Raw genomic sequence first — 25,911 nt, 5'->3', positions numbered from 1 at the left:
GCTCTGTGGCTAGGACTTCGGCGCCGACACGGTGAGCAGCTCGCTCAGCCTCTCCTTGGGCAGGGCGGGCTGCTCGGCGTGCAGGAAGCAGGTCGCGGCGTGGTCGGGACCGGTGAGGTAGGGCGGCGGCGCGTTCTCCACACACTTCGCCATCACCGCCGGGCAGCGGTCGGCGAACCGGCAGCCCTGGTGGTCCTCGGGCACGGTGACGTTCTCGCTGCTCCGGGCGCGTTGCTGCCCCCACGGCCGCAGCGGGTCCGGCCACGGAATCGAGTCGATGAGCAGTTGGGTGTACGGATGCTTGGGCGCCCCGATCACCGACTCGACGTCGCCGGCCTCGACGATGGTCCCGCGGTACATCACCAGGATGTGGTCGCTCACGTGGTAGGCGGTGCCGAGGTCGTGGGTGATGTAGAGGATCGGCACTTTCAACGTCTGGTTGACAGTACGCAGGCTCTCCAGGATCGTCGCCCGCAGTGAGGCGTCCACCATCGAGACCGGCTCGTCGGCCACGATCAGCTTGGGCCGCATCATCAGTGCCCGGGCCACCGTGACCCGCTGGCGCTGGCCACCGGACAGCTGGTGCGGATACCGGCCGAGGGTCTCGTCGGCGCGCAACCCCACCGTCTCCAGCGCCGAGACCATCAGGTCGTGCCGGTCCGCCCGCGACTTCGCCAACCGGAACTTCGCGATCGGCACCGTCAGCACGTGGTCGACCTTGTAGAACGGGTTGAAGACCGAGAACGGGTCCTGGAACACCGCCTGGACGTCGCGCCGGAACTCCCGCATCCGGGCACCGCCGAGGCTCGCGACATCGCTGCCCTGGTAGTGGATCGTGCCCGACGTGGGCGAGATGAAGCCCATCAGCAGTGACGCCAACGTCGTCTTGCCGCTGCCGCTCTCGCCCACCACCGAGATGATCTGCGGGGTGTCACCGGCGACGGTGAGGGAGACGTCGTCCAGGGCGACGGTGGCGTTGCGGGACAGCACCCGGCCGCCGTACACCTTGGTGACGTTGCGCAGCTCGATCAGCGGCGCGTGCGTCCGTGCGCTCCCGGCCGCGGTGGCGACCCCCTGGTCAGTGGTCGGCTTCGCCATGGTGCTCCTCGTGCAGGTGACAGGCGGCGAACTGGTTGGGCCGGTGCTCGCGGTAGGCCGGCACGGTGGTGCGGCACACGTCCATCACCCGTGGGCACCGCGGATGGAACAGACAGCCGGGCGGCAGCGACTTCAGTGAGGGTGGCAGCCCGGGGATGCCGTGGAACGTGCCGCGGTCCTCCAGCTTGGGCAGGCTCTCGATCAGCAGGTTGGTGTACGGGTGCAGCGGCTCGGCGAAGATGTCCCGGATGGGGGAGAGCTCGGCGAACTTGCCGGCGTACATCACCGCCAGCCGGTCCACCGACTGCGCCATCAGCCCCATGTCGTGCCCGATCAGGATCACCGCGACGTGCAGCTCCTGCTGCAGCCGCACGATGGTGTCCATCACCTGACGCTGCACGACGACGTCCAGCGCGGACGTGGGCTCGTCGGCGATCACCACCTTGGGCCGCATGGCGATGGCGATGGCGATGCAGGCGCGCTGCTTCATTCCACCGGACAACTCGTGCGGATACATCCGGCCGACCTCGCGGCGCAGCCCGACCGACTCGAGGGCCTCCCGGGCCCGGTCCAGCAGGACCTTCCTGGACGTACGCCCGTCCGCGTGGTCCTCCAGCGTGTCGATGATCTGGTCCTCGATCCGGGCCACCGGGTTGAGGGAGTTCATCGCACCCTGGGGAATCATCGCGATCTCCCGCGCCCGGCGGGCACGCATCGCCCGCTCCGGCAACGGCACCAGGTCGGTGCCGTCAAGGAGCAGTTGACCCCCGGCGATCCGCCCCGGCCGGCGGATCATCCGCATCAGCGCCAGGGCGACGGTGGACTTGCCCGAGCCGGACTCCCCGACCAGGCCCATCCGCTCACCGGGCATCAGGTCGAAGGAGATGCCGTTCACGGCCCGCACCACGCCGGTGTCGGTGTGGTACTCCACCCGCAGGTCGCGTACCGACAGCACCGGCCTCGTCGGCGCCTCGGACGCTGCCGAGGAGGCGGGGGACGCGGTGGACGCGGAGCTCATGCGGACCTCCGGGAACGCGGGTTGGCCCACTCGTCGAGGGCGAAGGAGATGAAGTACAGCGAGAGGATCAGCAAGATGATGATGGCGATCGGGATGCCCCACCACCACCACAGGTTGCGCAGCAGCGCGGAGTACTTCTGCATCCAGAAGAACGTCATCCCCAGCGTGGGCTCCCGTTGCGAGCCCAGGCCGAGCAGCTCCAGGCCGAGTGCTCCGTAGACCGCACCGATCAGCGCGCCGACGAAGCCCGCCAGCAGGAACGGCGCGAGGTTGGGCAGCAGCTCGCGGATGATGATCTCCGGCCCGCGCATCCCGGACAGGCGCGCCATCTGGATGAACTGCCGTTCGCGCAGCGACAGCACCTGCGCCCGGATGCCGCGGGTCGGTCCGGGCCAGGCGAACGCCGCCAGGATGAACGCCATGTTCTCGATCGAGATGTACTGCTGCAGCAGCGAGGCGATGACCACCATCACCAGGAAGCTCGGGATGGTGAACATCACGTCCACGATCCAGCGGATGGCACTGTCGATCCAGCCGCCGTAGAACGCCGAGATGAGGCCGAGCACGATGCCGACGGCCAGACCGATCGATCCGGCCAGCAGGCCGATCTTCAGGCTCAGCCGGGTGCCCACGATCATCACCGCGAGCATGTCCCGGCCCTGGGCGTCGGTGCCGAACGGATAGTCCCAGGACGGCGCCAGGCTGGCCGGCGCCGCCAGCGGGTAGGGCGCCTTGACGGTGTCCACGAGGAAGCTTCCGGCAGTGGAGAACAGCACCAGGGCGAGGAAGATGATCAGCCCCACCGCCAGCAGTGGGTTGCGGCGGACGTAGCGCAGGAACGAGCCGGCACGACCGGTCCAGGCCTGCCGGCCCGGCATGGTCATCGAGGTCGTTGCAGGGGTGACCATGCTCACCTCCGGTCGTAGCGGATGCGGGGATCGAGCAGGGGATAGATCAGGTCCACGGCCAGGGTGGCGATGCACACCGCGAAGACCAGGATCATGGTGATTCCGTAGAGCAGGTTGAAGTCCAGCACCTGGATCGCGGAGTTGATCAGGCCGCCCAGCCCGGGGTAGGCGAACAACGTCTCCACCAGCACGGTGGAGAAGATGAACGTGCCGAGCGACATCACCAGGCCGGTCACCTGGGGCAGCAGCGCGTTGCGGACGGCGTACCGCAGGAACACCCGCTGCGGCCGCAGTCCCTTGGCGTCGGCGAAGGTGATGTAGTCCTCGCCGACGGTCATCACCATCAGCCCGCGCATCTGCAGCGCCTGGCCGCCCATCTGGAACAACACCAGCGCCATCGCGGGCAGGAACGCGTGGTCGAGGACGTCGCCGGCGAAGCTCAGACTCCAGCCGGGGTTGGCGGTCTGGGAGTATGCCCCGGCCAGCGGGAACGCCTTCAGCCGGAACGCGAACAGGTAGATCAGCAGGAAGCCGAGCACGAACGCCGGCACCGCGCTGGTGAGCATGCTCACCGGGACCAGTGCCCGCAGCCAGCCGGGCGACCGCGGCCAGCCGAGCAGCGCACCCAGGACCGTGCCGACGACGAACGCGATCAGGATCGACACCAGGCCGAGGCAGATGGTCCACGGCAGGGCGTCACCGATGACGGAGTTGACCGTCCGCGGGTACTGCGAGATCGAGTAGCCGTAGTCGAACTGCACCACCTTCAGCAGGGCGTGCAGGTACTGCTTCCACAGCGGCTGGTCCAGGCCGTACTGATGGGCGTAGGCGTCGGCCATCGCCTGCAGACCGGTCTGGTTGCGCCCACCCTGGGTCGCGGCGAGCTGCAGGCGTTCCTTGATCGGGTCGCGCGGACTGAGCTTCGGGATGAAGAAGTTGATCGTCGCCGCGGTCCACATCACCAGCAACAGCAACAGGATGCGGCGAACGAGGTAACGCCACGACACCGACTCACCCCTTCGCGGACTTGAGGTGGCTGAGCTCCAGCGGAAGGGTCTTGAACCAGAACGCACCCGGCAGGTACGGGTCGGACTTGGTGGGCCAGCCGGTCCAGTACGTCGTGTTGTACGGAATCCGGTGTAGCCACTGCACGATCGGGGTGTGCGGGAGGTTCTTGAGGTAGATCTCCATCGCCTGCAGGAACAACGGCAGCTCGCCCGGGTCACCGACCGGCAGGCCGCTCATCCGCTCCACGATCTTGTCGTACTCGGCGTTCTTCCACCGGCTGCTGACGTCCCCCTGCACGCCGATCTTCGACACGTGCCGGGAGTGCATCAGTTCCAGCGAGGGGTAGGGGTCGGCGATGGCGCCTGCGAAGCCGAACAGGAACAGCTTCGCCGAGCCGTCGGCGATCCGGGTGTAACTGTCGGAGGGCGCCTGGTGGGAGGCGTTGAACCCGGCGGCCCGCAACTGCTCGGCGAGGATGGGGCCGTAGTCGGTGGTGAGGTCCTGCAGACCGTAGATCGTGGCGTCCAGCCGCTTGCCGGACTTGTCCACCCAGAGGTTCTGGTTGTCCTTCTTGAACCCCTTGCTGGTCATGATCTGCTCGGTCTTCGCCGGGTCGTGGGCGTTGGTCGGGTAGCGGTCCAAGGTGGGCTGCAGTGCGTCGAAGTACTTCTGCAGCGGCGGGAAGTTGGGGAACGGCAGCTGCGAGATCGTCCCGGCCCCCTCGTATCCCACCGACACCAGCTGGTCGCGGTCGATGGCGTGGTTGACCGCACGCCGCACGTCCGGGTCGTTGTACGGCGGGACCGCGCAGTTGAAGAACAGTGACTGCGGCCACCAGTCGATGTAGCCGTAGGGTGCGGAACGTCCGCTCCAGGTGACGATCTTCGGGTTCTCCTTCACCACCTGCTTGATCACCGGCGGCCGCAGGTCGAGTGAGGAGTCCAGCTCGTTGTTGATCAGCCGCTGCGCGGTGTTGGTCGGGTCGGTGAACGGAACGACGATGACCCGCTCGGGTCCGGGCTGCTGGGCGATCCCGGCCTTGGCCGCCCACCAGTCGTCGCGCCGGTCCAGCAGCCGTCGCTGGTTGGTCCAGTCGACCATCTGGTAGGGGCCGGTGACGACCGGCCACTTCTTGCCCGGGTCGTAGAAGAGGAACTCCGTCAGCTTCTTCTGCTGGGAGAAGATGTGCTCGGGTACCAGGAAGATGCCCAGGTCGTTCTTCATGTACAGGTAGTCGAAGACGAACCTCGGTGCCGGCTTGGTGAAGCTGATCTCGACGGTGTTGTCGTCGATCGCCCGGGCGCTCTTCACCCACTCCCGCATGTCCGCGGAGTACTGCATCGCGGTGTTCTTCTTGTCCTTGAGCATCGTCAGGGTGAACGCCACGTCGCCCGCGGTGAACGGCTTTCCGTCACTCCAACTGGCGTCCTTGCGGGTCTTGATGGTGACCTTGGTGTTGTCGGAGGTGTAGGTGGGCTGCCCGTCCGCCAGCCACGGGATCGTCTCGCCGGTGAACGCCGAGTAGAAGTAGAGCGGCTCGAACATCGCCGCCAGCCCGCGCTGGTGGTTGAAGCCGGAGGCGTACGGGTTGCAGATGCCGACGTCGGAGCCGTCGCCGTTGGCGAGCATCAGGGTCTTCTCCCTCGGCACCGACTTCGGCTTGCCGCGCGGGACCGGACGGGATGACGTCTGCGTGGGTTGCGGTCCGGGTGGCGCCTCCGGGGTGCCGCAGGCCGCGGCGAGCACCAGGCCGGACGTGGCGAGTCCGGTGAGCTTCAGGAAGTCGCGTCGCGAACCGTCCGGCGACATGGGAGACATGCGTACCTCCAGCGATCAGCCCAGCTGTCAGCAAGGTCGAGCCACGACCCGGGGCGAAGGAGGACACAGCGGTACGGAGCGCGGGAAGACGGCCGTACGCATGCTCACCGCCTCGCCCACGAGGTCTGGAAACTGCGTGTGGTGACTTCACATCTCAATGCGTGTGGAGCGTTTCAATGCATGTGGAGCGTTGTCCTGCGAACGTGCTGCGGTGCGGGTGTTCGTTGCATGGCAGTGCTGCGTTCGGTGCGTGAGCACGGCTCGCCGGCGGGCATGACGCACCGGCGGCGAAGACGTGATCGGGACGCTAACGACGAGGGGGTGAAGTGTCAATGAGAGCGACCTTCTCGGCCATACCAGGTTGGTATCGGTGGCTCCGCGGTATGACGCCGAACCTGGCTCCGTGGGTGGACGCCTTGCCGGGCAGGGCTTTCGTAGTGTCCGCCGCATGACACCTTCGCGTTCAACGTCCGAACACACGACCGTCCGCCGGCGGTCGGTCCTCGCCGCCCCGCTGCTGGCCGGGCTGGCCGCGGCGCTCGGGTCGCTCGACGTGGCGGGCGCCGGCCCAGCCTCGGCCGCCGGGACCGGCGCACCGCGGGCGACGGGACATCGGTCCCGGCTGCGGTTGCGGCTGCCCGCACCGTCCGGGCCGTACCCGGTGGGAGCGAGCCGGCTGTGCCTGGTGGACAACCGGCGCGCCGACCCGTGGCACGACACGAACGCCCGGCGCGCGCTGATGGTGACGCTCTTCCACCCGGCGGATCCGGCGGATCCGGCGCACCGCCAGGATCCACGTCACCGGCGGCGACCGGCGTACATGCTGCCAGGCGAGGCCGCGACGTTCGACGACACGGCGAACCGGCTCCTGGGCCTCGGCCTGCCCGCCGGCGCCATCGACTGGGAACGTGTCCACACCCACGTCCTTCGCGACGTGCCGGCTGCCCACGGCCGCCACCCCGTCCTGCTGTACTCGCCGGGACTCGGCGAGCCCCGCTCGTTCGCCACGGCGCAGGCGGCGGACCTCGCGAGCCGTGGCTATGTCGTGGTGTGCGTCGACCACACCTACGAGTCGCCGGCGGTGGAGTTCCCCGACGGCACCGTGGCGACGATGCTCCCGCCCGCGCCGGACCCGCGCACCTGGGTGCACAAGGCGATGTCGGTCCGCGTGGCCGACGTGCGGTTCGTCCTCGACGTGCTCGCCCGGCCGGCGGGCCTCCCGCACGGGCTGATCCGGGTGCTGGACCTCACCCGGATCGGGATGTACGGCAAGTCCGCCGGCGGTCTGGCCGCCCTGCTGGCGATGGCCGCCGACGACCGGATCCGGGCGGGGGCGAACTTCGACGGCAACCTCGGTATGGACCCGGCGGACCCGGCCGGCGACCTGCCGCCCGCGGTGACCGAAGGGGTGGACCGGCCGTTCCTCCTCCTCGGCAGCGACACGCCGAACAACGACACCGAGCCGTCCTGGCATGCGTTCCACGGCAACGGCCGGGGCTGGAAGCGGGAGCTGACCCTGCTGGGCTCGCGGCACCACTCCTACGCGGACGCGCAGACGCTGGTCGCCCAGGCCGCCGGCCCGCTGGACCTGCCCGCCGCCACCGTGGCCGAGGACATCGGCACCATCACGCCGCACCGGTCGGTGCTGGTCCAGCGGGCCTACGTCGCGGCGTACTTCGACCGCTGGCTGCGCGACCGGCCGACCACGTTGTTCGACCGGCCCTCGCCGCGTTACCCCGAGATGTCGTTGCAGGAGTCCTGACAGCTCGCTGACCGCTCGCCCCGCCGTCCGACGGTTGGTCGTGACAGGACTGCTACCACGCCGTGATCGGCGGTGATCGAGCGTTCGGGCAGCTGTCCGCAGTCGGCCGCTTCCGCTCCGGTTTCCTTGATTTCCCAAACGCCGCGCACATACCTTCACGGGCTGGGTGAACGACGGAGAAGGGCGGGCCCGTGGACCGAAGAGACGATGCCGACCTGATGACGGCGCTGCGCACCTTCCGGGACTCGGGCCTGCTGGTGCTGCCGGAGGTGTTCGACGCGGCGCGGGTGGCGGCCCTGCGTTCGGCGTACGACGACCTGCTGCGAGCCGAACTCGGCCACGACACCTCACAGCGGGTCCAACCCACCGACGGCGCCAAACACGTGCAGATGCAACTGCCCCTGGTGCCGCCGTTCTCCGACGTGGAGACCGTCGCGCATCCGCTGCTGCTGCGGGTGCTGACCGGCATCCTCGGTGAGGACTTCCACTGTTCGTACTACAACTCCAACACCGCCTTCCCGGGCTCGACGTACCAACGGGTGCACCGCGACGCCGGCCCGGTGTTCGGCACCGACCTCGGCGTGCCCACCCCCACGACGGCCGTCGTCGTCAACATCCCGCTGTGCGACTTCACCCGGGAGAACGGGAGTACGGAGGTCTGGCCGGCCTCCCACCTGATCGTGGACTCGGCCGACGACGCCGACGTCGACCTCACCACCAGGGCGGAGGCGCTGGCCTCGGCCCGGATGGACGTGCCGGCCGGCGCCGCGGTGGTCCGCGACCTGCGGCTGTGGCACCGAGGTGTGCCCAACCGGTCCGGCGAGGCTCGTTCGATGCTCGCCGTCGTCTACCAGCGCGGCTGGCTGTCCTGGCGGGCGAAGTCGCTGCGGGTGCCCGCGGCCACCTGGCGGGCCTGGCCCGACCACGTTCGATCGATCTTCTCGGCGGCGCCTGTCGACCCCGACCAGCACCAGCAGTGACCCCGCGTCCGGGCTGACCCCGCACCGTCCCGCCGCCGGGAAGGCTTCGGCCGCTCCGCTGGTTGGACGATGCGTGGGCAGCTCGGACGAGACGCGGCACGAGGTCGACGTGGTGGTGATCGGCGCCGGGCAGGCGGGTCTGTCCAGTGCGTACCACCTGCGGCGCGACGGGGCGGCGCCCGGTACCGGGTTCGTGGTGCTGGACGCCGCCCCGTCGCCCGGCGGTGCGTGGCGGCACCGGCCCGCCACGCTCACCATGGCCAAGGTGCACGGCATCTTCGACCTGCCGGGCAGCCGGTTCGGCCCCGGCGAGATCGACGCCGACCGGCCGGTGGCCGAGGTGGTGACCGATTACTTCGCCGCGTACGAACGCCGCAACGCCCTGCCGGTGCTGCGTCCGGAGCGGGTGGACACCGTCCACGAGTCCGGCGACCGGCTCCTGGTCCGCGCGGGCGAACGGGAGTGGGCGGCCCGCGCCGTGATCAACGCGACCGGCACCTGGCGGCGGCCCTACTGGCCGGCCTACCCCGGCGCCGCCGACTTCACCGGCCGGCAACTGCACTCGGCCGGCTACCGCGGCCCGGCGGAGTTCGCCGGCCGGCGCGTGGTCGTGGTGGGTGGCGGCAACTCCGCCGCTCAGATCCTGTCCGAGATCGCGGACGTGGCCGCCGCGGCCACCTGGGTGACCCGCCGCCCGCCGGTGTTCCGTGACAGCTTCACCCGCGAGGACGGCCGGGCCGCCGTGGCGCGGGTGGAGGAACGGGTCCGTGCGGGTCTGCCGCCGCAGAGCGTGGTCAGCGTGACCGGCCTGGCGTACACCACTGTTGTCAAGGAGGCCTTGCGCAAGGGCGCTCTGACCCGGCTGCCGATGTTCGACCGGATCCTGCCCACCGGTGTGGTGTGGTCCGGCGGACGGTTCGTGCCGGCCGACGTGATCGTGTGGGCGACCGGCTTCCGCCCCGACCTCGGCCACCTCGCGCCGCTGCGGCTGCGCGAGCCCGGTGGCGGGATCGTGATGGACGGCACCCGGGTGGTCGCGCAGCCGCGCCTGCACCTGGTGGGGTACGGACCGTCGGCGAGCACGGTCGGAGCCAACCGCGCCGGCCGGGCGGCCGCGCGGGAGGTGGTCCGACTGCTGGCGAGAGACCTGCCGGCTCAGGACACCGGCTGACCTTCCGCCACCGGCCGGCCCCGGTCGCCGGACGTCGCCGGCCCGGGGAGCCGCCCCAGGCCAAGGCGATGGCCGCCGCGCTTCTCGCCTGAGCCGCCTGACGATGATCGTCGGCGCGGTATAGTCCCTGCGCCACCTCGCCCAGGACGTGCGCGTGGTGGCGGGGGGAGGGGACCGATGGACGCGTACGCCGCGCTCGCCATCGTGCTGGTCGCCGTCATATCGCTGGCCGTCCTGCTCGTCGCGGTCGCGCCGGCGGGATCGGCCGGCCGGCTGGACCGGCTGTGCCAACGCAGGGGCGCCGCACCGGAGGCCGACCCGTTCGCCTCCCACCGCGCGCTCCTCGGCCAGGTGTGCACCACCCGCTCGGTGCGGGTCGACCGCTACGTCGGCACCGCCGACGCGCCCGGGCCGGACGGGCCGGCGACCCGGATCCAGGTACGCCAGAACGGCGAGGAGGACCTGCCCGCCGGGTCGACAGCGCTGATCTACGACTACGAGCCGGACGGTGGGTACTACTGGGTCGCGGCGTACGACCCGAGACACGACCAGTCCGACGGCGGCTGATCCTCCGGACAGCCGGTCACCCGGCCGGGCGTCAGGCGCTGGGGTCGAAGGCGCGCCGGGCGTGCCAGGCGAGCGCCGACCGCACCTCCTCGATCTCCCGGACGCGCGAGCGGCGACCGTCCTGGTGGCCGACCGGATAGAGCCGGTAGCCACCGTGGTACCTGCGGAACACCCGGCCGGCGAGCTTGCGCGGCGGCGTCCAGCCGTCCACCAGCCACACCACCACCCACGGCTCGGACCGGTCGCCGACCACCCGCACCCGTGCGACCGTCTCCCACGGGATCTCCCAGCGCTGCCGTCCCTTCGCCGCGACCAGGCTCTGCCGGTTCAGCTCCAGCGTGTATCCCCGGCGTGCCGAGCGGATCAGGTGCCTGGTGGCGAGGACGAACAGCACGAGGAAGGCGACCAGCGCGACGACCCGCATCACCGGGTCGGAGCCGGACGCCTGCCCGGCCCAACGGAGCGAGACGATCCCGACGAGGAGCTGGCAGGCCGCGATGATCAGCCCGGGCAGCCGGTTGGTGGTGAAGCGAACCGTGCCGCCGTCGGCGGATGGCCGGGCGGGTTGCCGGGCGGGTTCGGCGGGGCGCCTGTCCAGCCCGGCGGGCGGTGAAGCGTCCTGCTCGGCGTACGGCCGCGCCTGCGGCCCGGCCGGCCCGGCGGACGCAGGCACCTTCTGCTCGGCGGAGGGCACCTCCGGAGCGGGAGTCGTGTGCAGTTGGGTGGCGTACTGCTGCACGAGGGTCCGCACCGGCGCCGGCAGCCAGTCCGCCCCGTCCGGGCCTGGCGGGGCGAGGCCCCCGATCCGGTCCAGCACCTGCCCGGGCGTCGGGCGGCGAGCGGGATCGCGGTCCAGGCAGGCCCGCACCACGCCGGCGAGATCGGAGGACACGCCGTCGAGGGTGGGCTCGTCGTGCATCGCGCGGTACATCAGCGCCTCGGTCGGTCCGCTGCCGAACGGACCCTGCCCGGTCGCGGCGAACGCGAGCACGGCGCCGAGCGCGAAGAGGTCGGTGGCCGGGCCGACGTCGGCGCCGCTGATCTGTTCGGGCGCCAGGTAGCCGGGCGTCCCGAGGAACTCCCCGGTCGCGGTCAGCCGCACTCCCTCCAGCGCCTGGGAGATACCGAAGTCGATCACCCGGGGCCCGTCGGCGGCGAGCAGCACGTTGGACGGCTTGAGGTCACGGTGGATCAGCCCGGCCGCGTGGATCGCCTGCAGGGCCTCGGCGAGACCGGCCGCCAGCCGGCGTACGGCGGGCGCGGGCAGCGGGCCGTGCTCCGACACCGCCTGCTGGAGGGTGGCACCCACGACGTACTCCGTGGCCAGCCACGGCTGGGGCGCCTCCGGGTCGGCGTCGACGACCCCCGCCGTCCAGAACCCGCCGACCGAACGGGCCATCGCCACCTCGCGCCGGAACCGCTCGCGGAAGTCCGGGTCGTCGGCCAGGTCGGTGCGGGCGACCTTCACCGCGACCGCCCGGCCCCCCGGAGAGGTGCCGAGGTAGACAGTGCCCATCGCGCCGCCGCCCAGTCGGCCGCGCAGGGAGTACGCGCCGACCCGGGTCGGGTCGGCTGGTCCCAGGGGCCGCACGTGCACTCACTCCGTCCCGAGGCGTCGGCCGGGCGTACCGGCGACTGTTCCCGCGTTCACGGCCGAGCTTAGGGGGTCGCCGGTACGCCGGACGCGGAGTGAGACCTCAGCAGGAGTTCGTGCTGGCCACCACGGGCCCGTCGCCGTCGGGCTGCAGCGCGTACCGCTTGCCCTGCAGCCGCGAGTAGGTGATCTCGCCCGGGCTGTCGGCCCAGCCGTCGTGGTTGCTGTCGTAGATCTGCTCGTAGTGCAGGTGGGAGACGCCGGTGCCGACGGCGCCGGCGAGGCCGATCCGCTCGCCCTGGCCGACCTTCTCGCCGACGGAGACGTCGCGCTCCCGCATGTGCAGGGACATGGTGTACCAGCCGTTGCCGTGGTCGATCTTCACACCGCCCGGCTCGGACAGCTTGACCACGGTGCCGGCCGCGGAGGCCACCACGACCATGCCGTCGGTCGGCCCGCTCTCGTTGAAGAAGTCGATCTTCATGTCGTCCGGGGCGTGTCCGGCGTACGTCGTGAACCGCAGCCTGGTGCCGCACCTGGCCGGCAGCGCGAAGTCGGGGCGGCCGTCGCTGGAGCGGGTCGCCTTCGGGACCCGCTTCTGGACGACCGGCTTCCTGGTGGCCTTCGGCTTCGGGCTGGCCTTCCTGGTGGCCTTCGGCTTCGGCGGGGCCTTCTTGGTGACCTTCGGCTCCGGCTTCGGCTTCGGCTTCGCGGTCGGCGTGGCCTTCCTGGTCGCCGTGGGTGTGGGCGTGGCGGTCGGTGTCGCCGGCGGCGCGACGCGGGTCCGGGAGCGGGACGCGCGCTCCCGCTCGGCGCGCTCGCGGGCGGCGTCGACCTGCCCGCCCACCGTGTCGTACGCCGCGGCCTTGGTGGCGGAGTCGTCGAGGTGCCCGGCCTGGCGGGCGAGGATCCACGGGGTCACCGCACCCGCGACGAGGGAGAGCACGCCGGCGACGACGGCGAGAACACGCAGCGGCCGGCGGGGAGTACGAGACCTGTCGGGGCCGTCGGAGCGATGTCGGGCCGACGTACGGCGGGGCAGTCCTGGCGGCATCGAGCGATCTCTCTTCGTCGTGGTGGCGCGTTCACGGCACGTCCCAGGACGCGGGGGTCACGCTCACGCGCCGCCGAGCGGGCGGGGACGTGAGCACAGGAAGATCAGGCGACGAGCGGTGGACGCCGGCAGATGTGCCGGGCGCCGGAAGCCTTCCGGGAGCCGTGGTGCGAGGTGCTTTTGCGTTGTGTTGCCGGTTCGGCCCCCGTGGCCGACCTTGGGAAGTTTGCGGGATCGACGGGACGTCTGCCAACCGCGGTGTCCGGATTGGGGGAAAATCTGCGGCGAATTCCGGTCCGGTCGAACACCTTGGACCCTGGACGGCGACGGAGCCGAGGTGATCGCGGGGAGTGCCCGACGGGACTGTCGGTGGCCGCGGGCAGGATGATCAGCATGGAGCCGTGGTCGACCGCCGAGCTTGGCCGCCTGCTGGGGTCCACGCCCGGTCGATGCCTCGCTCTGGTCGTGGTGCGTGGCCTCGGTGTCGGGCTCGCCGTCGACGGTCACCGGTGGGCCGTCCCCTGCGCGGATCCGGCCGGGCTGGTCGCCGAGCTCGACCGGGAGCTGCGGCCGAGGTGGGTCTGGTGGGATGCCCGTACGACCGCCGGTGAGCTCCTCGCCGCGGACGTCCGGGTCCGTGCCTGCTGGGACCTCGCCGCCGGCCACCGGGTGCTGCACGGCGGCCGCCGCGACGATCCGGCCGCGGTGTGGGCCGCCGCCACCGGTCTGCCCGAGCCCCCGCCGCCCCGGCGGGAGGTGACCCTCCTCGACTGGTCCGAGCCCGCCATCCACGCCGGCTCCGGTACTGGTCCGGGCTCCGGCGCCGGGGCCGACGCCGAGTCCGCGGACTTCTTCGCCCCCGACGGCCAGCTGCGGCCCGACCTGGCCGGTCAGGACTGGCTCGCCGACCCCGTGACCGGTCCCGCCGCCGACGGCGTCCTCGACCGCGCGGCCAGGTGGGCCGCGCTCGCCCTGCGGGTCCGGGCCGCCCAGGACGCCGGCCTGCGTGCACTACCCGATCCCCGGGCCACTCCGCTGGCGCTGCCGCTGGCCGTCCTCACCGCCTACGCCGAGTCCGCGGCCGCGCTGCTGGCGGTGGAGCTGGAGCACGACGGGCTTCCCCTCGACCGCCGGGCGGCCGAGCAGTACATCTCCGGCTTCGTCGGACCCCGATTGGCCACTCCCGCCGCCGAGGTGGCGGCCCGGGCCAGGCGGGACGCCGCGGTGGTCGGCCTCTTCCGTTCCGGTTCCGGTGAGGAGGGCGGAGTACGCGTCGACCTGCGCAACCCCCTGCAGGTACGCGAGCTGCTGGCCCGGGTCGGGTTCAACTTTCCTGACACCCGGTCCTGGCGACTGGAGCCCTTCCGCGACTCCCATCCGGGCGTGGCCGCGTTCCTCGACTGGCGCAAGGCCGAACGCATCGCCACGACCTACGGCTACGGCTGGCTCGACCGGCACGTCGGCGCCGACGGCCGGTTGCGCGGGGTGTGGGCGGCCTCCGACGGCGCGGCCGGGAGGATGACCGCCGGCGCCGGGCTGCACAACCTCCCGGCCGGGTTGCGGGTCGCGGTCGCCGCCGAGCCGGGTCACGTGCTGGTCCGCGCCGACCTGGGCCAGATCGAGCCGCGGGTGCTGGCCGTGGTCTCCGGCGACGCCGCGCTGGCCCGGGCCGCGCGCGCCGACGACCTGTACGCCCCGGTCGCCGCGCAGCTGCACTGTGACCGGCCCACCGCGAAGGTCGCCGTCCTCGCCGCGATGTACGGCCAGACCTCCGGCACGGCCGGCGCGGCCCTGCGGCGAATGGAGCGCGCCTACCCGCGGGCGATCGGCTACCTCCGGGCGGCGGAGGAGGCCGGCCTGGTCGGCCGGGACATTCGTACCCACGGCGGCCGGCTGATCCGGCTCCGCCCGGGGGAGGCCGACGCGAGCGACAGCGGTGACGACGGCGACGCGGCGGACCCGCGCGCGGCGGACGCCCCACCGGGTTCGCGTCCGGCGGAGGACCGGGCCCGGCGTCACGGTCACGGCAGGTTCGCCCGGAACGCCGTCGTCCAGGGCGCGGCGGCGGAGTTCTTCAAGGCGTGGGCGGCGGCGGTGCGCACCGGCCTGCGCCCGTTCGGGGGCGCGATCGTGTTGTGCCTGCACGACGAGCTGCTCTTGCACGTGCCCGCCGAGCACGCCGCCGCCGCGACCGCGCTGCTGACCAGCGCCCTGGAGTCGACCGCGGCGTTCTGGGCCGCGGGCAGCTCGGTCCGGTTCGTCGCCGACGTCAGCGTGGTCGCCCGCTGGTCGGAGGCTAAGTGAACACCGGCCGAGGCGAGATGTCTCAGCCGAGCTGCGCGGCGAACATCCAGCGGTGCTTCTCCAGCGCCCGCAGGGCCTCGATCACGATGTCCTGGCTCACCTGGTCCGTCTCCTCCAGCGCCTCCATCGCCGTACGTGCCCGCGCGATCGTGGCGTCGAGCTGGTCGACGATGGCGCCGACGACCTTGTCGTCGCTGGTGAACCCCGGCGCCACCTCCGGCAGGTTGGTGGTGGTCGCCACCGTCGCCGGCCGGCCGTCGACCGGTACGTCCAGCGCGACCAGGCGCTCGGCGACGGTGTCGGCAAACTCGCGGGCGTCGTCGATCACGACGTCCAGCCGCTCGTGGACGGGCAGGAAGTAGCGGCCCCGCACGTGCCAGTGCAGCTGCTTGCCGTTCTGGGCCAGCCCCACGAGGTCGACCAGGACCGGCTGCAGGACCTTGGCGACGTCCTTCCCCGGGACCTCACTGGTGATCTTGGCTTGTCCCTGTGCCACGGAACTCTCCTCACGTTTCCGGTACGCGACAGGCACCCCCACTGCCAGCCTGCGTCCGGGCCCGACGGCAGGCAAACGGAAGCGACGGGAGGCCGACTCCCGTACGTGATACGAGGGGACTTACGGGGTAAGCCCCCCACACGAGCGGGCCTCGGTGCCGACCGGGGCCTGCCCACCAGATGCACACGAGCTGGGAGATCCATGACACAGCGCGACCAACCAGAGCAGGCGGCCCAGCAGGACCCGCAGCACCAGCACCCGCGCCCGCAGTTCCCCGGGCAGACCCAGGAGCACCCCGGCCTGGACTCGGAGATGGAGCCCAAGCCCGACTACGGCTACGACACCTACCGCGGGCTGGGCCGGCTGGAGGGCAAGAAGGCCCTGATCACCGGGGGCGACTCCGGCATCGGCCGGGCGGTCGCCCTGGCCTTCGCCCGCGAGGGTGCCGACGTGGCGATCGCCTACCTCGAGGCCGAGGAGTCCGACGCGGCCGAGACCGCCCGGGTGGTGGAGGAGGCCGGCCGCAAGGCGCTGCGCTTCGCCACCGACCTGAGCGAGGAGGGCAACTGCCGCCGGCTGGCCGACCAGGTGGTGAAGGAGTTCGGCCGGGTCGACATCCTGGTCAACAACGCGGCGTACCAGATGAGCTTCGACAGCTTCGACAAGATCCCGTCGGACCTGCTGGAGCACACCTTCCGCACCAACATTCTGGCGATGTTCTGGCTCACCCAGGCGGTGCTGCCGTCGATGCCCGCAGGCGGCGCGATCATCAACACCTCCTCCATCCAGGCCTACCAGCCGACGCCGGCGCTGCTGCCGTACGCCACCACCAAGGGCGCCATCGTGACGTTCACCAAGGGCCTCGCGGAGGAACTCGCCGAGCGCGGCATCCGGGTCAACTCCGTGGCGCCCGGTCCGGTGTGGACGCCGATCATCCCGGCGTCGATGTCCGCGGAGAAGGCGGCGTCGTTCGGTTCGGACGCACCGCTGGGCCGGCCCGCCCAACCGGCCGAACTCGCGCCCGCGTTCGTGTTCCTGGCCTCCCAGGAGTCGAGCTACATCAGTGGGCAGATCCTCGGCGTCACCGGCGGCCGCCTGCCGTAGCCGTACCCCCGCTGGCCGACTCCGGCTATCCCGCACGCGCCCAAGATGGGCGGGTTCCGGAGTCGGCCGCCGGAAAGTAGTTGAATGAGGGGGTACGCGACGTTCGACGGAGGTTCCGACATGAGTATCGGCGCGGGCATTTTTCTCATCGCGTTCGGGGCGATCCTTGCCTTCGCCGTGAGGGCCAACCCGGACTGGTTGAGCCTGGACGTCGTGGGCTGGGTGTTCATGCTGACCGGCGCCACCATCCTGGCCATCACTCTGACGCTGTGGAACAAGCGGCGCCGTGCGGCCTCGATCAGCGAGCGGCAGGTCATCGAGAACGGCCGGCAGACCACTGCTGAGCGGCGCGTCTACCGCGAGACCGACGTCCCGCCCGAGGTGTGAGTGCGGCTCGACCAGCGGTTCGCGGTGGTGACCGGCGCGTCCGGCGGGATCGGGCGCGCCGTGGCCGAGCGGCTGGCCGCCGCCGACTGCCGGTTGCTGCTGGTCGGCCGGGACGCCGACCGGCTCGCCGAGGTGGCCCGGTCCACCGGCGGGGAGGTGCTGGTCGCCGACCTCGCCGACCCGGCTGACGTCGCCACCCTGGCGGCCCGGCTGGCCGACCACGACCTGGCGCCCGACCTGCTGGTCAACAATGCCGGTGTCGGAGCGGTCGGCCCCGCGGCGGAGGTGGACGATGCCGACCTGGACCGGCTGCTCACGGTCAACCTCCGCGCGCCGATGCTGCTCACCCGCGCCGTGCTGCCGGCGATGACCGCACGCGGCCTCGGGCACCTGGTCTTCGTCTCCTCCATCGCGGCGGTGCTCGGAGTTGCCGGTGAGTCCGCGTACGCCGCTGTCAAGGCGGGCTTGCACGTGTTCGCGGCCAGCCTGCGGGCCGAGGTCGCCGGTGCGGGAATCGGGGTGAGCACGGTGGTGCCGGGCGTGGTGGACACCGACTTCTTCCTCCGGCGCGGCGCACCCTACGCCCGGCGTTTCCCGCGGCCGATCCCACCGGAGCGGGTGGCGGCCGCGCTCGTGCGGGCCGTCGAACGCGACCAGGCGGAGGTCGTCGTACCCGCCTGGCTGCGGTTTCCGGTGGCCGTGCGCTCACTGGCGCCGACGACCTACCACCGGCTGTCCGAGCGCTGGGGCGGCGACGGCTGACCTGTCAATCGACGCTTGTCACCCGGCGATCGCCCGCAGCGACTGGCGCAGCGAACCCATCGTGGCCAGCACCGCCGTCGGCTCGTACCCACAGTGCGCCATGCAGTTCGCGCACCGCGGGTCCCGGCCCCGGCCGTAGCTGTCCCAGTCGGTCTCCTCGACCAGTTCCTTGTATGTCGAGGCGTACCCGTCGCTCATCAGGTAGCACGGCCGCTGCCACCCGAACAGCGAGTACGACGGGATTCCCCAGGCGGTACAGGGGAAATCCACCTTGCCCTCGAGGAAGTCCAGGAACAGCGGTGAGTGGTTGAGCCGCCAGCGCCCGCGGTTGCCGTTCGCGAACGCCTTGCGGAACAGTTCCCTGGTCTGGGTGACGCCGAGGAAGTGGTCCTGGTCGGGCGCCTTCTCGTACGCGTACGCGGGCGAGACCATCATCTCGTCCACGTGCAGGTCGTCGTTGAGGAAGTCCAGCACGTCGATGACGTTCTGTGGGCTGTCGTTGGTGAAGAACGTCGTGTTCGTGGTGACCCGGAATCCCTGTGCCTGCAGGAACCTCACCGCCGCGACCGCCTCGTCGAACCCGCCCTCGTGGTCCACCGACGCGTCGTGGCGTTCGCGCAGGCCGTCGATGTGCACGGCGAACGCGAAGTAGCGCGAGGGCGTGAAGTCGAAGCGGTCCCACCACTTGCGGACCAGCAACGCGTTGGTGCACAGGAAGACGTAGATCTTCCGCTTCACCAGTTCGTTGACGAGCTTGTCGATCTCGGGGTGCATGAACGGTTCGCCGCCGGCGATGGAGACCATCGGCGCGCCGCACTCCTCCATCGCGGCCACGGCCTGCTCGACCGGCATCCGGCGGCGCAGCTCGTCGGCCGGGTGCTGGATCTTGCCGCAGCCCGCGCACTGCAGGTTGCAGGCGAACAACGGCTCGAGTTCGACCAGCAGGGGAAACTTCTCCCGGCCGCGCAGTCGCTGGGTCAGCAGGTATCGCCCGATTCGCAGGCTCTGCCTCATCGGCATGGTCATGGGTTGCGCACCTCCTTCGGCAGGGTGAACTCGATGTCCTCGGTGGTGACGACGTGCTCGCGCACGTCCACCGGGCCGAGACCGCGCAGTGCGTCGACGGTCGCCTCGACCAGTGACGCAGGCGTGGAGGCGCCCGCGGTGACGGCGACCGTCGCCGCACCGGGGAGCCAGGCCAGGTCGATGCCGCCCGGGTCGTCGACCAGGTGGGCCGGGGTGCCCAGGCGGCGGGCGAGCTCGACCAGCCGGGTGGCGTTGGAGGAGTTCCGCGAGCCGACGACGAGGACCAGGTCGGCCTGCCGGGCCACCGACCGCAGGGCGTGCTGGCGGTTGGTCGTGGCATAGCAGATGTCGTCCGACGCCGGTCCCTGCAGGGCGGGGAAGCGGTCGTGCAGGACGTCGACGATCTCGGCCACCTCGTCCACCCCGAGCGTGGTCTGCACGAGGTAGGACACCCGGCCGGGATCGGGCACCCGCACGCGGGCGGCGCCGGCGAGGTCCTCCACCAGCACCGTGCTCCCGGGGCGTTCGCCCACCGTGCCCTCGGTCTCCTCGTGGCCGTCGTGCCCGATGAACAGCACGGTGTCGCCGCGGTCGGCGAACCTGCGGGCCTCGCTGTGCACCTTCGCCACCAGGGGACAGGTGGCGTCCACGACGCCGAGGCCACGGGCGGCGGCCTCCTGGCGTACGGCGGGGGACACACCGTGCGCGGAGAAGACGACGGTGGCGCCCGCGGGCACCTCGTCCAGATCCTCCACGAACACCGCACCGAGACCTTCCAGCCTCGCGACGACGTGGGAGTTGTGCACGATCTGCTTGCGGACGTAGACCGGGCCGCTGCGCTGGGCGAGGACCCGTTCGACGATGTCGATGGCGCGTTCCACGCCGGCGCAGAACGAACGGGGGTGGGGAAGCAGAACCGTCCGCGCCCCGGTCACCGCGCCCCAGTCGGCCAGCGCGGGCGCGACGGTGGTGAGGACGCGCACGGAGGTCGCCAGGTGGGCGAGCGTGACCGGCCGCCACAACGGGCCGGTGGCCGGGTCGGCAACCACTCGCACGCAGGCGGTCGCGGTCGAGGAGGGCAGGCCGGCCGCGAGCCAGCCGGACTCCAGGTCGACGGCGAGCGCGCCGGTGTCGCGGAGCGCGACGCGAGCGGCGCCGCTGACCAGCTGGTCCCGGCTCACCACCGGCCCGGTGTGCACGGTCAGGCCGAGCCGGGCCAGCCGGGCGGCCAGCAGCGGCGCGCTCGGGCATTCGACGGTGCGCTCGCCCGCGCGTACTTCCGTGGCCACCACCACGTCACCGGGCGCGAGACCGGGGTCGAGCGCGCCGGCCACCCCGGTCACCAGCACGCCCGACGGCGACCGGCCGGTGTCCGCGAGCAGGTGGGCGGAGCGCTCGGCGTGTCGCCGGCCCATGCCGGTACGCAACACCGGTGGCGAAGTGGGCCGGCCGGCCAGGCCGCGCCGCACCGCGGCCGCCTCAAGCCGGGTCGGTGCACACAGGACGAACTCCGCCGGCATCCCAGCTCCCCTCATGCCAGGTCCTGTGCGTCGTGGTGCGCCGGGAGGAGCAGCCGGCCGAGCGCGGTGACCGGGAACACCAACCGGTACAGGTGGTAGTTGATGTAGAAGTCGCCGGGGAACCCGGTTCCGGTGAACTGCGGCTCGTCCCAGCTACCGTCGGGGCGTTGGGTGGCCACCAGCCAGGCGATCCCGGCACGCACGGCAGGGGAGTCGCGCAGCCCGGCCGCCTCCAGCGCCAGCAGCGCCCACGCGGTCTGCGACGCCGTCGACGTGCCCTTGCCCACCCACGACGGGTCGGCGTAGGAGCGCAGGTCCTCCCCCCAGCCGCCGTCGGCGTTCTGGTGCGCGGTCAGCCAGTTCGCGCCGCGGACGACGGCGCGGTGATGCGGGGACAGCCCGGCGGCCACCAGCGCCGGCAGGACCGCGCCGGTGCCGTACACGTGGTTGGCGCCCCACCGGCCGAACCACGACCCGTCCCGTTCCTGCGCGTCGAGCAGCCAGCGCACCGCCCGCTGCACCTCCGGGTCGTCGGCGTGCCCCTCGTGGGCGAACATCTCCACCACGTGCGCGGTGACGTCGGCGCTGGGCGGGTCGATGACCGCCCCGAAGTCGCAGAACGGCAACTGGTAGGCGAGTTCGCGGGTGTTGTCGGCGTCGAACGCGCCCCATCCGCCGTCCCGGCACTGCATGCCGCGCAACCAGATCCGGGCCCGGCGTACCGCTTCTTCCACGCGCGGCGACTCGGCGGTCCGGCGCAGGCCGAGCACCACCTCGGCGGTGTCGTCGGTGTCGGGGTAGCCGTCGTTGTCGAACTCGAACGCCCAGCCGCCGGCGGGCGTACGCGGCCGCCGCACCGCCCAGTCGCCGCGTACGGTGATCTCCTCCTCCAGCAGCCAGTCGCGCGCCCGCACCATCGGGCCGGCCTCGGGGGCCACGCCCGCGTCGCCGAGCGCCACCAGGGCGAGCGCCGTGTCCCACACCGGTGACTGGCACGCCTCGATCCTGCGTATGGTGCCGGCCGGGGTGTCCTCACGGATGGTGAAGCGCTCCCAGCCGGCGAGGCCGGCGGCCAGCACCGGATGGTCGACCGGGTAGCCGATCGCGTGCAGCGCCATGAGTGAGTAGACCCACGGCGGCTGGATGCCGCCCCAGCAGCCGTCCTTCTCCTGCCGGGCGACGACCCACTCCGCGGCCCAGCGCAAGGCCAGCTTGCGCACGGACCTGACCGGCCGGCGTTCGTAGCGATGCAGGACCCGGTCCAGCCGGGCGAACGCACCCCGCCAGGTGGTCGCCGGATCCGGTGGTGGTGCGGGCGTGCCGGCGCGCAGCTCGTCGACGCTCACCCCGAGCGGGCGGTTCGGACGGAGCGCGCCGAGGATGGTGAGCGGCACCAGGGTCTGGCGTGCCCAGCAGCCCCAGTCGTAGATGTTGAACGGCACCCACCGGGGCGCGAGCACGATCTCCGGCGGCAGCGCCGGCACGTCGTCCCAGCTCCACTGGCCGAACAACGACAGCCAGATCCTGGTGAACACCCTCGTGCCCTCGATGCCGCCGTTGTCAAGGATGAATTGACGGGCCTGCTTCAGGTGCTGGTCGTCGGGGTCGTCACCGGCGAGGCGGAGCGCGACGTAGGCCTCCACCGAGGTGGACACGTCGCCCGGGCCGAACCGGAAGTTCGCCCATGAGCCGTCGTCGCGTTGCTGGCTTCGGATCCACACGGCGGACTGCGCGGTCTGTTCGTCTGTGCGTACGCCGAGGAACTGCCGCATCAGCAGGTCCTCGGCGTCCATCGTGACGTTGGTCTCCAGCTCGCCCTTCCACCAGCCGGCCGGGTCCTGCAGGTCCAGCAGGTGCTCGACGGCCCGGTCCAGTGCGGCGTGCGCCCACGCGTCGTCGTCGGCGTTCGGGTCCTTCACGTGCGTGGACAGGTCGGCCATCAGGTGCTCCGTCCGCGCAGCCGACCGGCGACCCGGGTCAGGTCGTCGCGCACCAGGTCCGGCAGGTCGGCCGAGGCCAGCGCCCGGATGCCGGCGGCGAGCTGGCGGTCCGCCTCGTCCTCGGTCCAGCCGCGGCCACCGGCCTGCTCGACCAGTGACGCGGCCCGGGCGAGCTCGGCCTCGTCCAGCGGGTCGGGCCGGCGGTAGAGGTCGCGCAACTCCTCCGCTGCCATCGTCGGCGCGGTGAGCGCGGCGACCACCGGAACGGACTTCTTCCGCGCCCGCAGGTCCGACAACACCGGCTTGCCCGTGCGCACCGGGTCGCCCCAGATCCCGAGCAGGTCGTCGGTGAGCTGGAACGCCATGCCCACGTGCCGCCCGAACGTCGTCAGCGCCGCCAGCAGGGTGGCCGGCGCGCCCGCGAGCACGGCACCGAGCGAGGCCGAACACGCCAGCAGCGCGGCTGTCTTGTCCGCGGCCATGCTCGTGCACTCCGCAAGTGTCACGTCGTCGCGTTTCTCGAACGCGATGTCGGCGGTCTGGCCCGCGATCAGCTGCCGCACGGTCTCGCCCAGTCGGCGTACGGCCACGTGGACGTGCACCGAGTCGGCCTCGGCGAGCACCTCGTTGGCCAGCGACAGCAGCGCGTCGCCGGCGAGGATCGCGTCGGGTACGCCGAACCGTGCCCAGACGGTGGGCCGGTGCCGGCGTTCGGTGTCGCCGTCGATCACGTCGTCGTGCAGCAGCGAGAAGTTGTGCACGAGTTCGCAGGCGAGCGCGGCCGGAATGCCGGCCTCGGGCGGGGCCTGCGCCGCCTGCGCGGACAGCACCGCGAGGATCGACCGCAGGCCCTTGCCGCGCGTGGTGGGTTCGGCCGGGAACTGGCCGTCGGAGTCCCAGAAGCCGAGGTGGTAGCCGCAGGCGCGCCGGGTGTCCGCGTCGAGCCGGTCGAGTGCGGCGAGCAGGGCGGGCTCGACCATCCGATGGGTCTCGGCGATGCGGAGTTCGGTGGGGAGCAGCGTCATGGCAGGGCCTCTCCAAGGGGTCGCTGAGTCCGGGTCCTGGTGAGGGAGAGTGCGTCCGCCGCCCGCAGGCCGCTGCGTACCGCGCTCTCCATGGTGTCCGGCCACCCCGTGGCGGTCCACGCGCCGGCGAGGGTGAGCCCGGGTAGTCCGGTGTGGGTGGGGGGACGCAACGCCGCCGTGCCGGGGCCCTGGCGGAACGTCGCGTGGGGTTCGCGGGTGACGAACGACTCGACCACCCGGGCCCTGCGCGCGCCGGGCAGCAGTTCGTCCACCGCGTTGGCGTAGGTACGGCGGAGTTCCTCGGTGGTCGTGCCGACCTCGGTGTGCGCAGCCGACACCGACACCACGAGGTACTGGCCGCGGTCCACGCCCGCGGCCCGCGTACGGTCGAAGACCCACTGCACGGGGGAGTCCAGCGCGCCGGCGTACGGGAACGCCGTCACCCGGCGGTCGTAGCGCAGGTGGACGTTGACGATGGGCGCGGAACCCAGGCGGGCCCAGCGTTCCCGCCCCTCGTCGGGCACCGCGCGGGGCGGCACCAGCCGGGCGGCGGCCTGGTGGGGTACGGCCACCACGACCGCGTCCGTGGTGAGCTCGTCGGTCCGCGTGCGCAGGACGAACCGGTGGCTGTCCACTGCCGGGCCGGACGCGGGTTCGGGGACCGGATCGATGGCCAGCACCTTCGTGTTGGTGCGTACGTCGACACCGAGGCGTTCCAGCAGTCGCGCCGCGGGCCGGGAGTGCAACTCCCGCAGGGACACCGCGGGGATGCCGAGGTCGGCAGCCTCGGGCCGGTCGAGGAACGCGGTGCGGAACACCTTGGCGGCCAGCGCGAGGGACGCCTCGTCCGGCGGGAGGTTCAGCGCGGCGACCGCGATCAGCCCCCACAGGCGTTCGATCGCCCGCCCGGACTGCCGGCGTTCGCGCAGCCACTCACCGAACGTCGCTGTGTCCCGGTGCGGATCGTCCGGGTCGACCCGGCGCAGTGCGACCGCGGCCGTGCCGGCCCGGAGCCGTTCCAGCGGCGTCAGCGGCCTGTACGCCGCCAGCGACCGGGCCAGGTGCAGGGGCGCGGGACCGCGCCGGGTGCGGTAGATCCAGGCCGGCCCCTCCGACGGCTCGCCGAGCCGGGTGCCCGGCCGCAGCACCGGGATCGCCAGATGGTCCTGCACCGGCGCGAGCGTGGCCACGTCGAGGCGTTCCAGCAGGGCGCGGTAGGCGTGGTAGCAGCGCAGGAACACGTGCTGGCCAGTGTCGGCGACCAGACCGGAGCGGCCGGAGACGGCGGGCCGGTCCAGGGAGTACGTCGCACCGCCCAGGTGGGTGCGCGACTCCAGCAGGGTCACCCGGGCACCCCGGTCGGCCAGTCGGACCGCGGCCGCGATTCCGGCCAGGCCGCCGCCGACCACCGCGACCGACGTCATGCCTCACCTCGGGTCAGCGCCCGCGCCGCCGCCGCGAACTTCGCTCCGGCCGGCGGGACCAGGCGCTGGTGGCGTACGAGGTCGGGGTCGGCGCTGATCCGGTCCAGCAGCCCCAGGTGGACGCCCGCGATCGCCGCCACGCACGACCGGCTGCGGCGGTCCAGCAGCGGCAGCAGGGTGAGGCCGCGGACGTACCACGCCCGCGTGCGGTTCGCCTCGAACCGCACCAGGTCGGAGAAGCTGTCCGGATCCAGCAGGCCCTCGTCGTCGGGCGCGCCGGGAGCGTCGTCGGCGCCGGCCGCGGCATTGGCCGCGTCGGCGCGAGGGCCGCGGACCTCCGGTAGCTCGAGCGTGCAGGCGTAGTCGTCCAGGTCGGCCGCCGGGAGGTAGATCCGGCCGCGCAGCCGGTCGTCGTACAGGTCGCGGAGGATGCAGGTCAGCTGCACCGCGACGCCGAGGGTGTCGGCCAGCGGCTCCGCCTCGGCGTACGACCGCGGCTCGAACACGCCGAGGCAGAGCCGGCCCACCGAGCCGCCGACCTGCCGGCAGTAACCCACCAGGTCCTCGAACGTCTTGTACCGCACGCCCCGGACGTCGGCCTCGCAGCCGTCGAGGAACTCCAGCAGCGCGTCCAGCCGGATCGGGAACCGCCGCGCCGCGTCGGCCAGCGCGACCACCACCGGGTCGGACGCGGCTGGGCCGCCGGGCTCGGCTCCCTCCGCCAGCAGGCGTTCGACCTGGGCGCGCGCCACCGCCAGCCGGTGCAGTTTCTCGGCCACGGGCAGGTCGCCGTCGCTGACGTCGTGGACGCGGCGTGCCATCGCGCACACCGCCGACAGGGCGCGCCGCTTCGGCCCGGGGAGCAGCGCGATGCCGTAGGAGAAGTTCCGTGCCTCCCGGCGGGTGATCGCCGCACACTCGCGGTAGGCCTGATCGACGTTCATC

22 protein-coding genes are annotated in these 25,911 nt (G+C 72.1%); 8 read left to right on the top strand and 14 right to left on the bottom strand.

The features are described 5' to 3' along the window. Window positions 1-9: 9 nt before the first annotated feature. The 5 genes from ABZV93_RS26750 to ABZV93_RS26730 are packed head-to-tail and all read right to left on the bottom strand — an operon-like array spanning window position 10 to window position 5,850. The gene (locus ABZV93_RS26750) at window positions 10-1,098 is read right to left on the bottom strand and encodes an ABC transporter ATP-binding protein (protein ID WP_354941314.1); all 1,089 of its coding nucleotides are present in this window, start codon (window positions 1,096-1,098) and stop codon (window positions 10-12) included. Then, window positions 1,079-2,116 (bottom strand): ABC transporter ATP-binding protein, encoded by a 1,038-nt coding sequence (locus ABZV93_RS26745; protein ID WP_354941312.1) that lies wholly within the window; start codon window positions 2,114-2,116, stop codon window positions 1,079-1,081. Before ABZV93_RS26745 ends, ABZV93_RS26750 begins: the two co-directional genes overlap by 20 nt. Next, window positions 2,113-3,024 (bottom strand): ABC transporter permease, encoded by a 912-nt coding sequence (locus tag ABZV93_RS26740; protein WP_354941310.1) that lies wholly within the window; start codon window positions 3,022-3,024, stop codon window positions 2,113-2,115. Before ABZV93_RS26740 ends, ABZV93_RS26745 begins: the two co-directional genes overlap by 4 nt. 2 nt (window positions 3,025-3,026) lie before the next feature. Next, entirely contained in the window at window positions 3,027-4,031 is a 1,005-nt protein-coding gene (locus tag ABZV93_RS26735; RefSeq protein WP_354941308.1) for an ABC transporter permease, read from the bottom strand. Between the two features lie 4 nt (window positions 4,032-4,035). After that, complete coding sequence (locus ABZV93_RS26730) at window positions 4,036-5,850, bottom strand: ABC transporter substrate-binding protein (protein WP_354941306.1); 1,815 nt, start codon at window positions 5,848-5,850, stop codon at window positions 4,036-4,038. A 448-nt stretch (window positions 5,851-6,298) separates the two neighbouring features. Here ABZV93_RS26730 and ABZV93_RS26725 point away from each other — a divergent pair, with 448 nt between their 5' ends. From ABZV93_RS26725 to ABZV93_RS26710, 4 genes are all read left to right on the top strand, one after another. Continuing rightward, window positions 6,299-7,612, top strand: a complete 1,314-nt coding sequence (locus tag ABZV93_RS26725; protein WP_354941304.1) for a hypothetical protein — start codon at window positions 6,299-6,301, stop codon at window positions 7,610-7,612. 191 nt (window positions 7,613-7,803) lie between these two features. After that, window positions 7,804-8,592, top strand: coding sequence for a phytanoyl-CoA dioxygenase family protein (locus ABZV93_RS26720; RefSeq protein ID WP_354941302.1), 789 nt, complete (start codon window positions 7,804-7,806; stop codon window positions 8,590-8,592). Between the two features lie 73 nt (window positions 8,593-8,665). Then, complete coding sequence (locus tag ABZV93_RS26715) at window positions 8,666-9,763, top strand: NAD(P)-binding domain-containing protein (RefSeq protein WP_354941300.1); 1,098 nt, start codon at window positions 8,666-8,668, stop codon at window positions 9,761-9,763. A gap of 177 nt (window positions 9,764-9,940) precedes the next feature. Next, a complete protein-coding gene (locus tag ABZV93_RS26710; RefSeq protein ID WP_354941298.1) occupies window positions 9,941-10,330 on the top strand; it encodes a hypothetical protein in 390 nt (129 codons plus the stop codon). Between the two features lie 31 nt (window positions 10,331-10,361). Here ABZV93_RS26710 and ABZV93_RS26705 read toward each other — a convergent pair whose 3' ends face one another. Both ABZV93_RS26705 and ABZV93_RS26700 read right to left on the bottom strand, forming a co-directional pair. Next, window positions 10,362-11,921, bottom strand: coding sequence for a serine/threonine-protein kinase (locus tag ABZV93_RS26705; RefSeq protein ID WP_354941296.1), 1,560 nt, complete (start codon window positions 11,919-11,921; stop codon window positions 10,362-10,364). Between the two features lie 106 nt (window positions 11,922-12,027). Then, window positions 12,028-12,978, bottom strand: a complete 951-nt coding sequence (locus tag ABZV93_RS26700; protein WP_354941294.1) for a M23 family metallopeptidase — start codon at window positions 12,976-12,978, stop codon at window positions 12,028-12,030. A gap of 393 nt (window positions 12,979-13,371) precedes the next feature. On the opposite strand from ABZV93_RS26700, the gene ABZV93_RS26695 reads away from it, so the two are divergent. After that, window positions 13,372-15,282 (top strand): DNA polymerase, encoded by a 1,911-nt coding sequence (locus ABZV93_RS26695; protein ID WP_354941292.1) that lies wholly within the window; start codon window positions 13,372-13,374, stop codon window positions 15,280-15,282. 22 nt (window positions 15,283-15,304) lie between these two features. Here the strand turns inward: ABZV93_RS26695 and ABZV93_RS26690 are convergent, their stop codons facing one another. Beyond that, window positions 15,305-15,778 (bottom strand): DNA starvation/stationary phase protection protein, encoded by a 474-nt coding sequence (locus ABZV93_RS26690; RefSeq protein ID WP_354941290.1) that lies wholly within the window; start codon window positions 15,776-15,778, stop codon window positions 15,305-15,307. Between the two features lie 201 nt (window positions 15,779-15,979). Between ABZV93_RS26690 and ABZV93_RS26685 the strand changes: the two genes are divergently transcribed. The 3 genes from ABZV93_RS26685 to ABZV93_RS26675 all read left to right on the top strand — a co-directional run bounded on the left by ABZV93_RS26685 (window position 15,980) and on the right by ABZV93_RS26675 (window position 18,031). Next, window positions 15,980-16,882 carry an SDR family oxidoreductase gene (locus tag ABZV93_RS26685; RefSeq protein WP_354941288.1) on the top strand — a complete coding sequence of 301 codons (903 nt, stop codon included), beginning with the start codon at window positions 15,980-15,982 and terminating at the stop codon, window positions 16,880-16,882. A gap of 120 nt (window positions 16,883-17,002) precedes the next feature. Continuing rightward, window positions 17,003-17,269, top strand: coding sequence for a DUF6458 family protein (locus ABZV93_RS26680; protein WP_092881943.1), 267 nt, complete (start codon window positions 17,003-17,005; stop codon window positions 17,267-17,269). Continuing rightward, window positions 17,270-18,031, top strand: a complete 762-nt coding sequence (locus ABZV93_RS26675) for an SDR family NAD(P)-dependent oxidoreductase (protein WP_354941285.1) — start codon at window positions 17,270-17,272, stop codon at window positions 18,029-18,031. An 18-nt stretch (window positions 18,032-18,049) separates the two neighbouring features. Here ABZV93_RS26675 and hpnH read toward each other — a convergent pair whose 3' ends face one another. Genes hpnH through ABZV93_RS26645 form a run of 6 tightly spaced genes read right to left on the bottom strand, consistent with a single transcriptional unit; the run spans window position 18,050 to window position 25,910 of the window. After that, window positions 18,050-19,057, bottom strand: a complete 1,008-nt coding sequence (gene hpnH / locus ABZV93_RS26670; protein ID WP_354941283.1) for an adenosyl-hopene transferase HpnH — start codon at window positions 19,055-19,057, stop codon at window positions 18,050-18,052. Further along, window positions 19,054-20,592: a 4-hydroxy-3-methylbut-2-enyl diphosphate reductase gene (ispH, locus tag ABZV93_RS26665; protein ID WP_354941281.1), complete on the bottom strand. Its 1,539-nt coding sequence runs from the start codon at window positions 20,590-20,592 to the stop codon at window positions 19,054-19,056. Before ispH ends, hpnH begins: the two co-directional genes overlap by 4 nt. After that, window positions 20,589-22,517, bottom strand: coding sequence for a squalene--hopene cyclase (gene shc / locus ABZV93_RS26660; protein ID WP_354941279.1), 1,929 nt, complete (start codon window positions 22,515-22,517; stop codon window positions 20,589-20,591). The genes ispH and shc overlap by 4 nt, the downstream gene beginning before the upstream one ends. Beyond that, window positions 22,517-23,542, bottom strand: a complete 1,026-nt coding sequence (locus ABZV93_RS26655) for a polyprenyl synthetase family protein (RefSeq protein WP_354941277.1) — start codon at window positions 23,540-23,542, stop codon at window positions 22,517-22,519. The genes shc and ABZV93_RS26655 overlap by 1 nt, the downstream gene beginning before the upstream one ends. Further along, the gene (gene hpnE / locus ABZV93_RS26650) at window positions 23,539-24,966 is read right to left on the bottom strand and encodes a hydroxysqualene dehydroxylase HpnE (protein WP_354941276.1); all 1,428 of its coding nucleotides are present in this window, start codon (window positions 24,964-24,966) and stop codon (window positions 23,539-23,541) included. Before hpnE ends, ABZV93_RS26655 begins: the two co-directional genes overlap by 4 nt. Next, window positions 24,963-25,910: a squalene/phytoene synthase family protein gene (locus ABZV93_RS26645; RefSeq protein WP_354941274.1), complete on the bottom strand. Its 948-nt coding sequence runs from the start codon at window positions 25,908-25,910 to the stop codon at window positions 24,963-24,965. Before ABZV93_RS26645 ends, hpnE begins: the two co-directional genes overlap by 4 nt. Window position 25,911: the final 1 nt, after the last annotated feature.

The sequence above is a fragment of the Actinopolymorpha sp. NPDC004070 genome, assembly GCF_040610475.1.
Lineage (GTDB): Bacteria > Actinomycetota > Actinomycetes > Propionibacteriales > Actinopolymorphaceae > Actinopolymorpha.
This window is presented reverse-complemented; position numbering and strand designations above follow the sequence as displayed.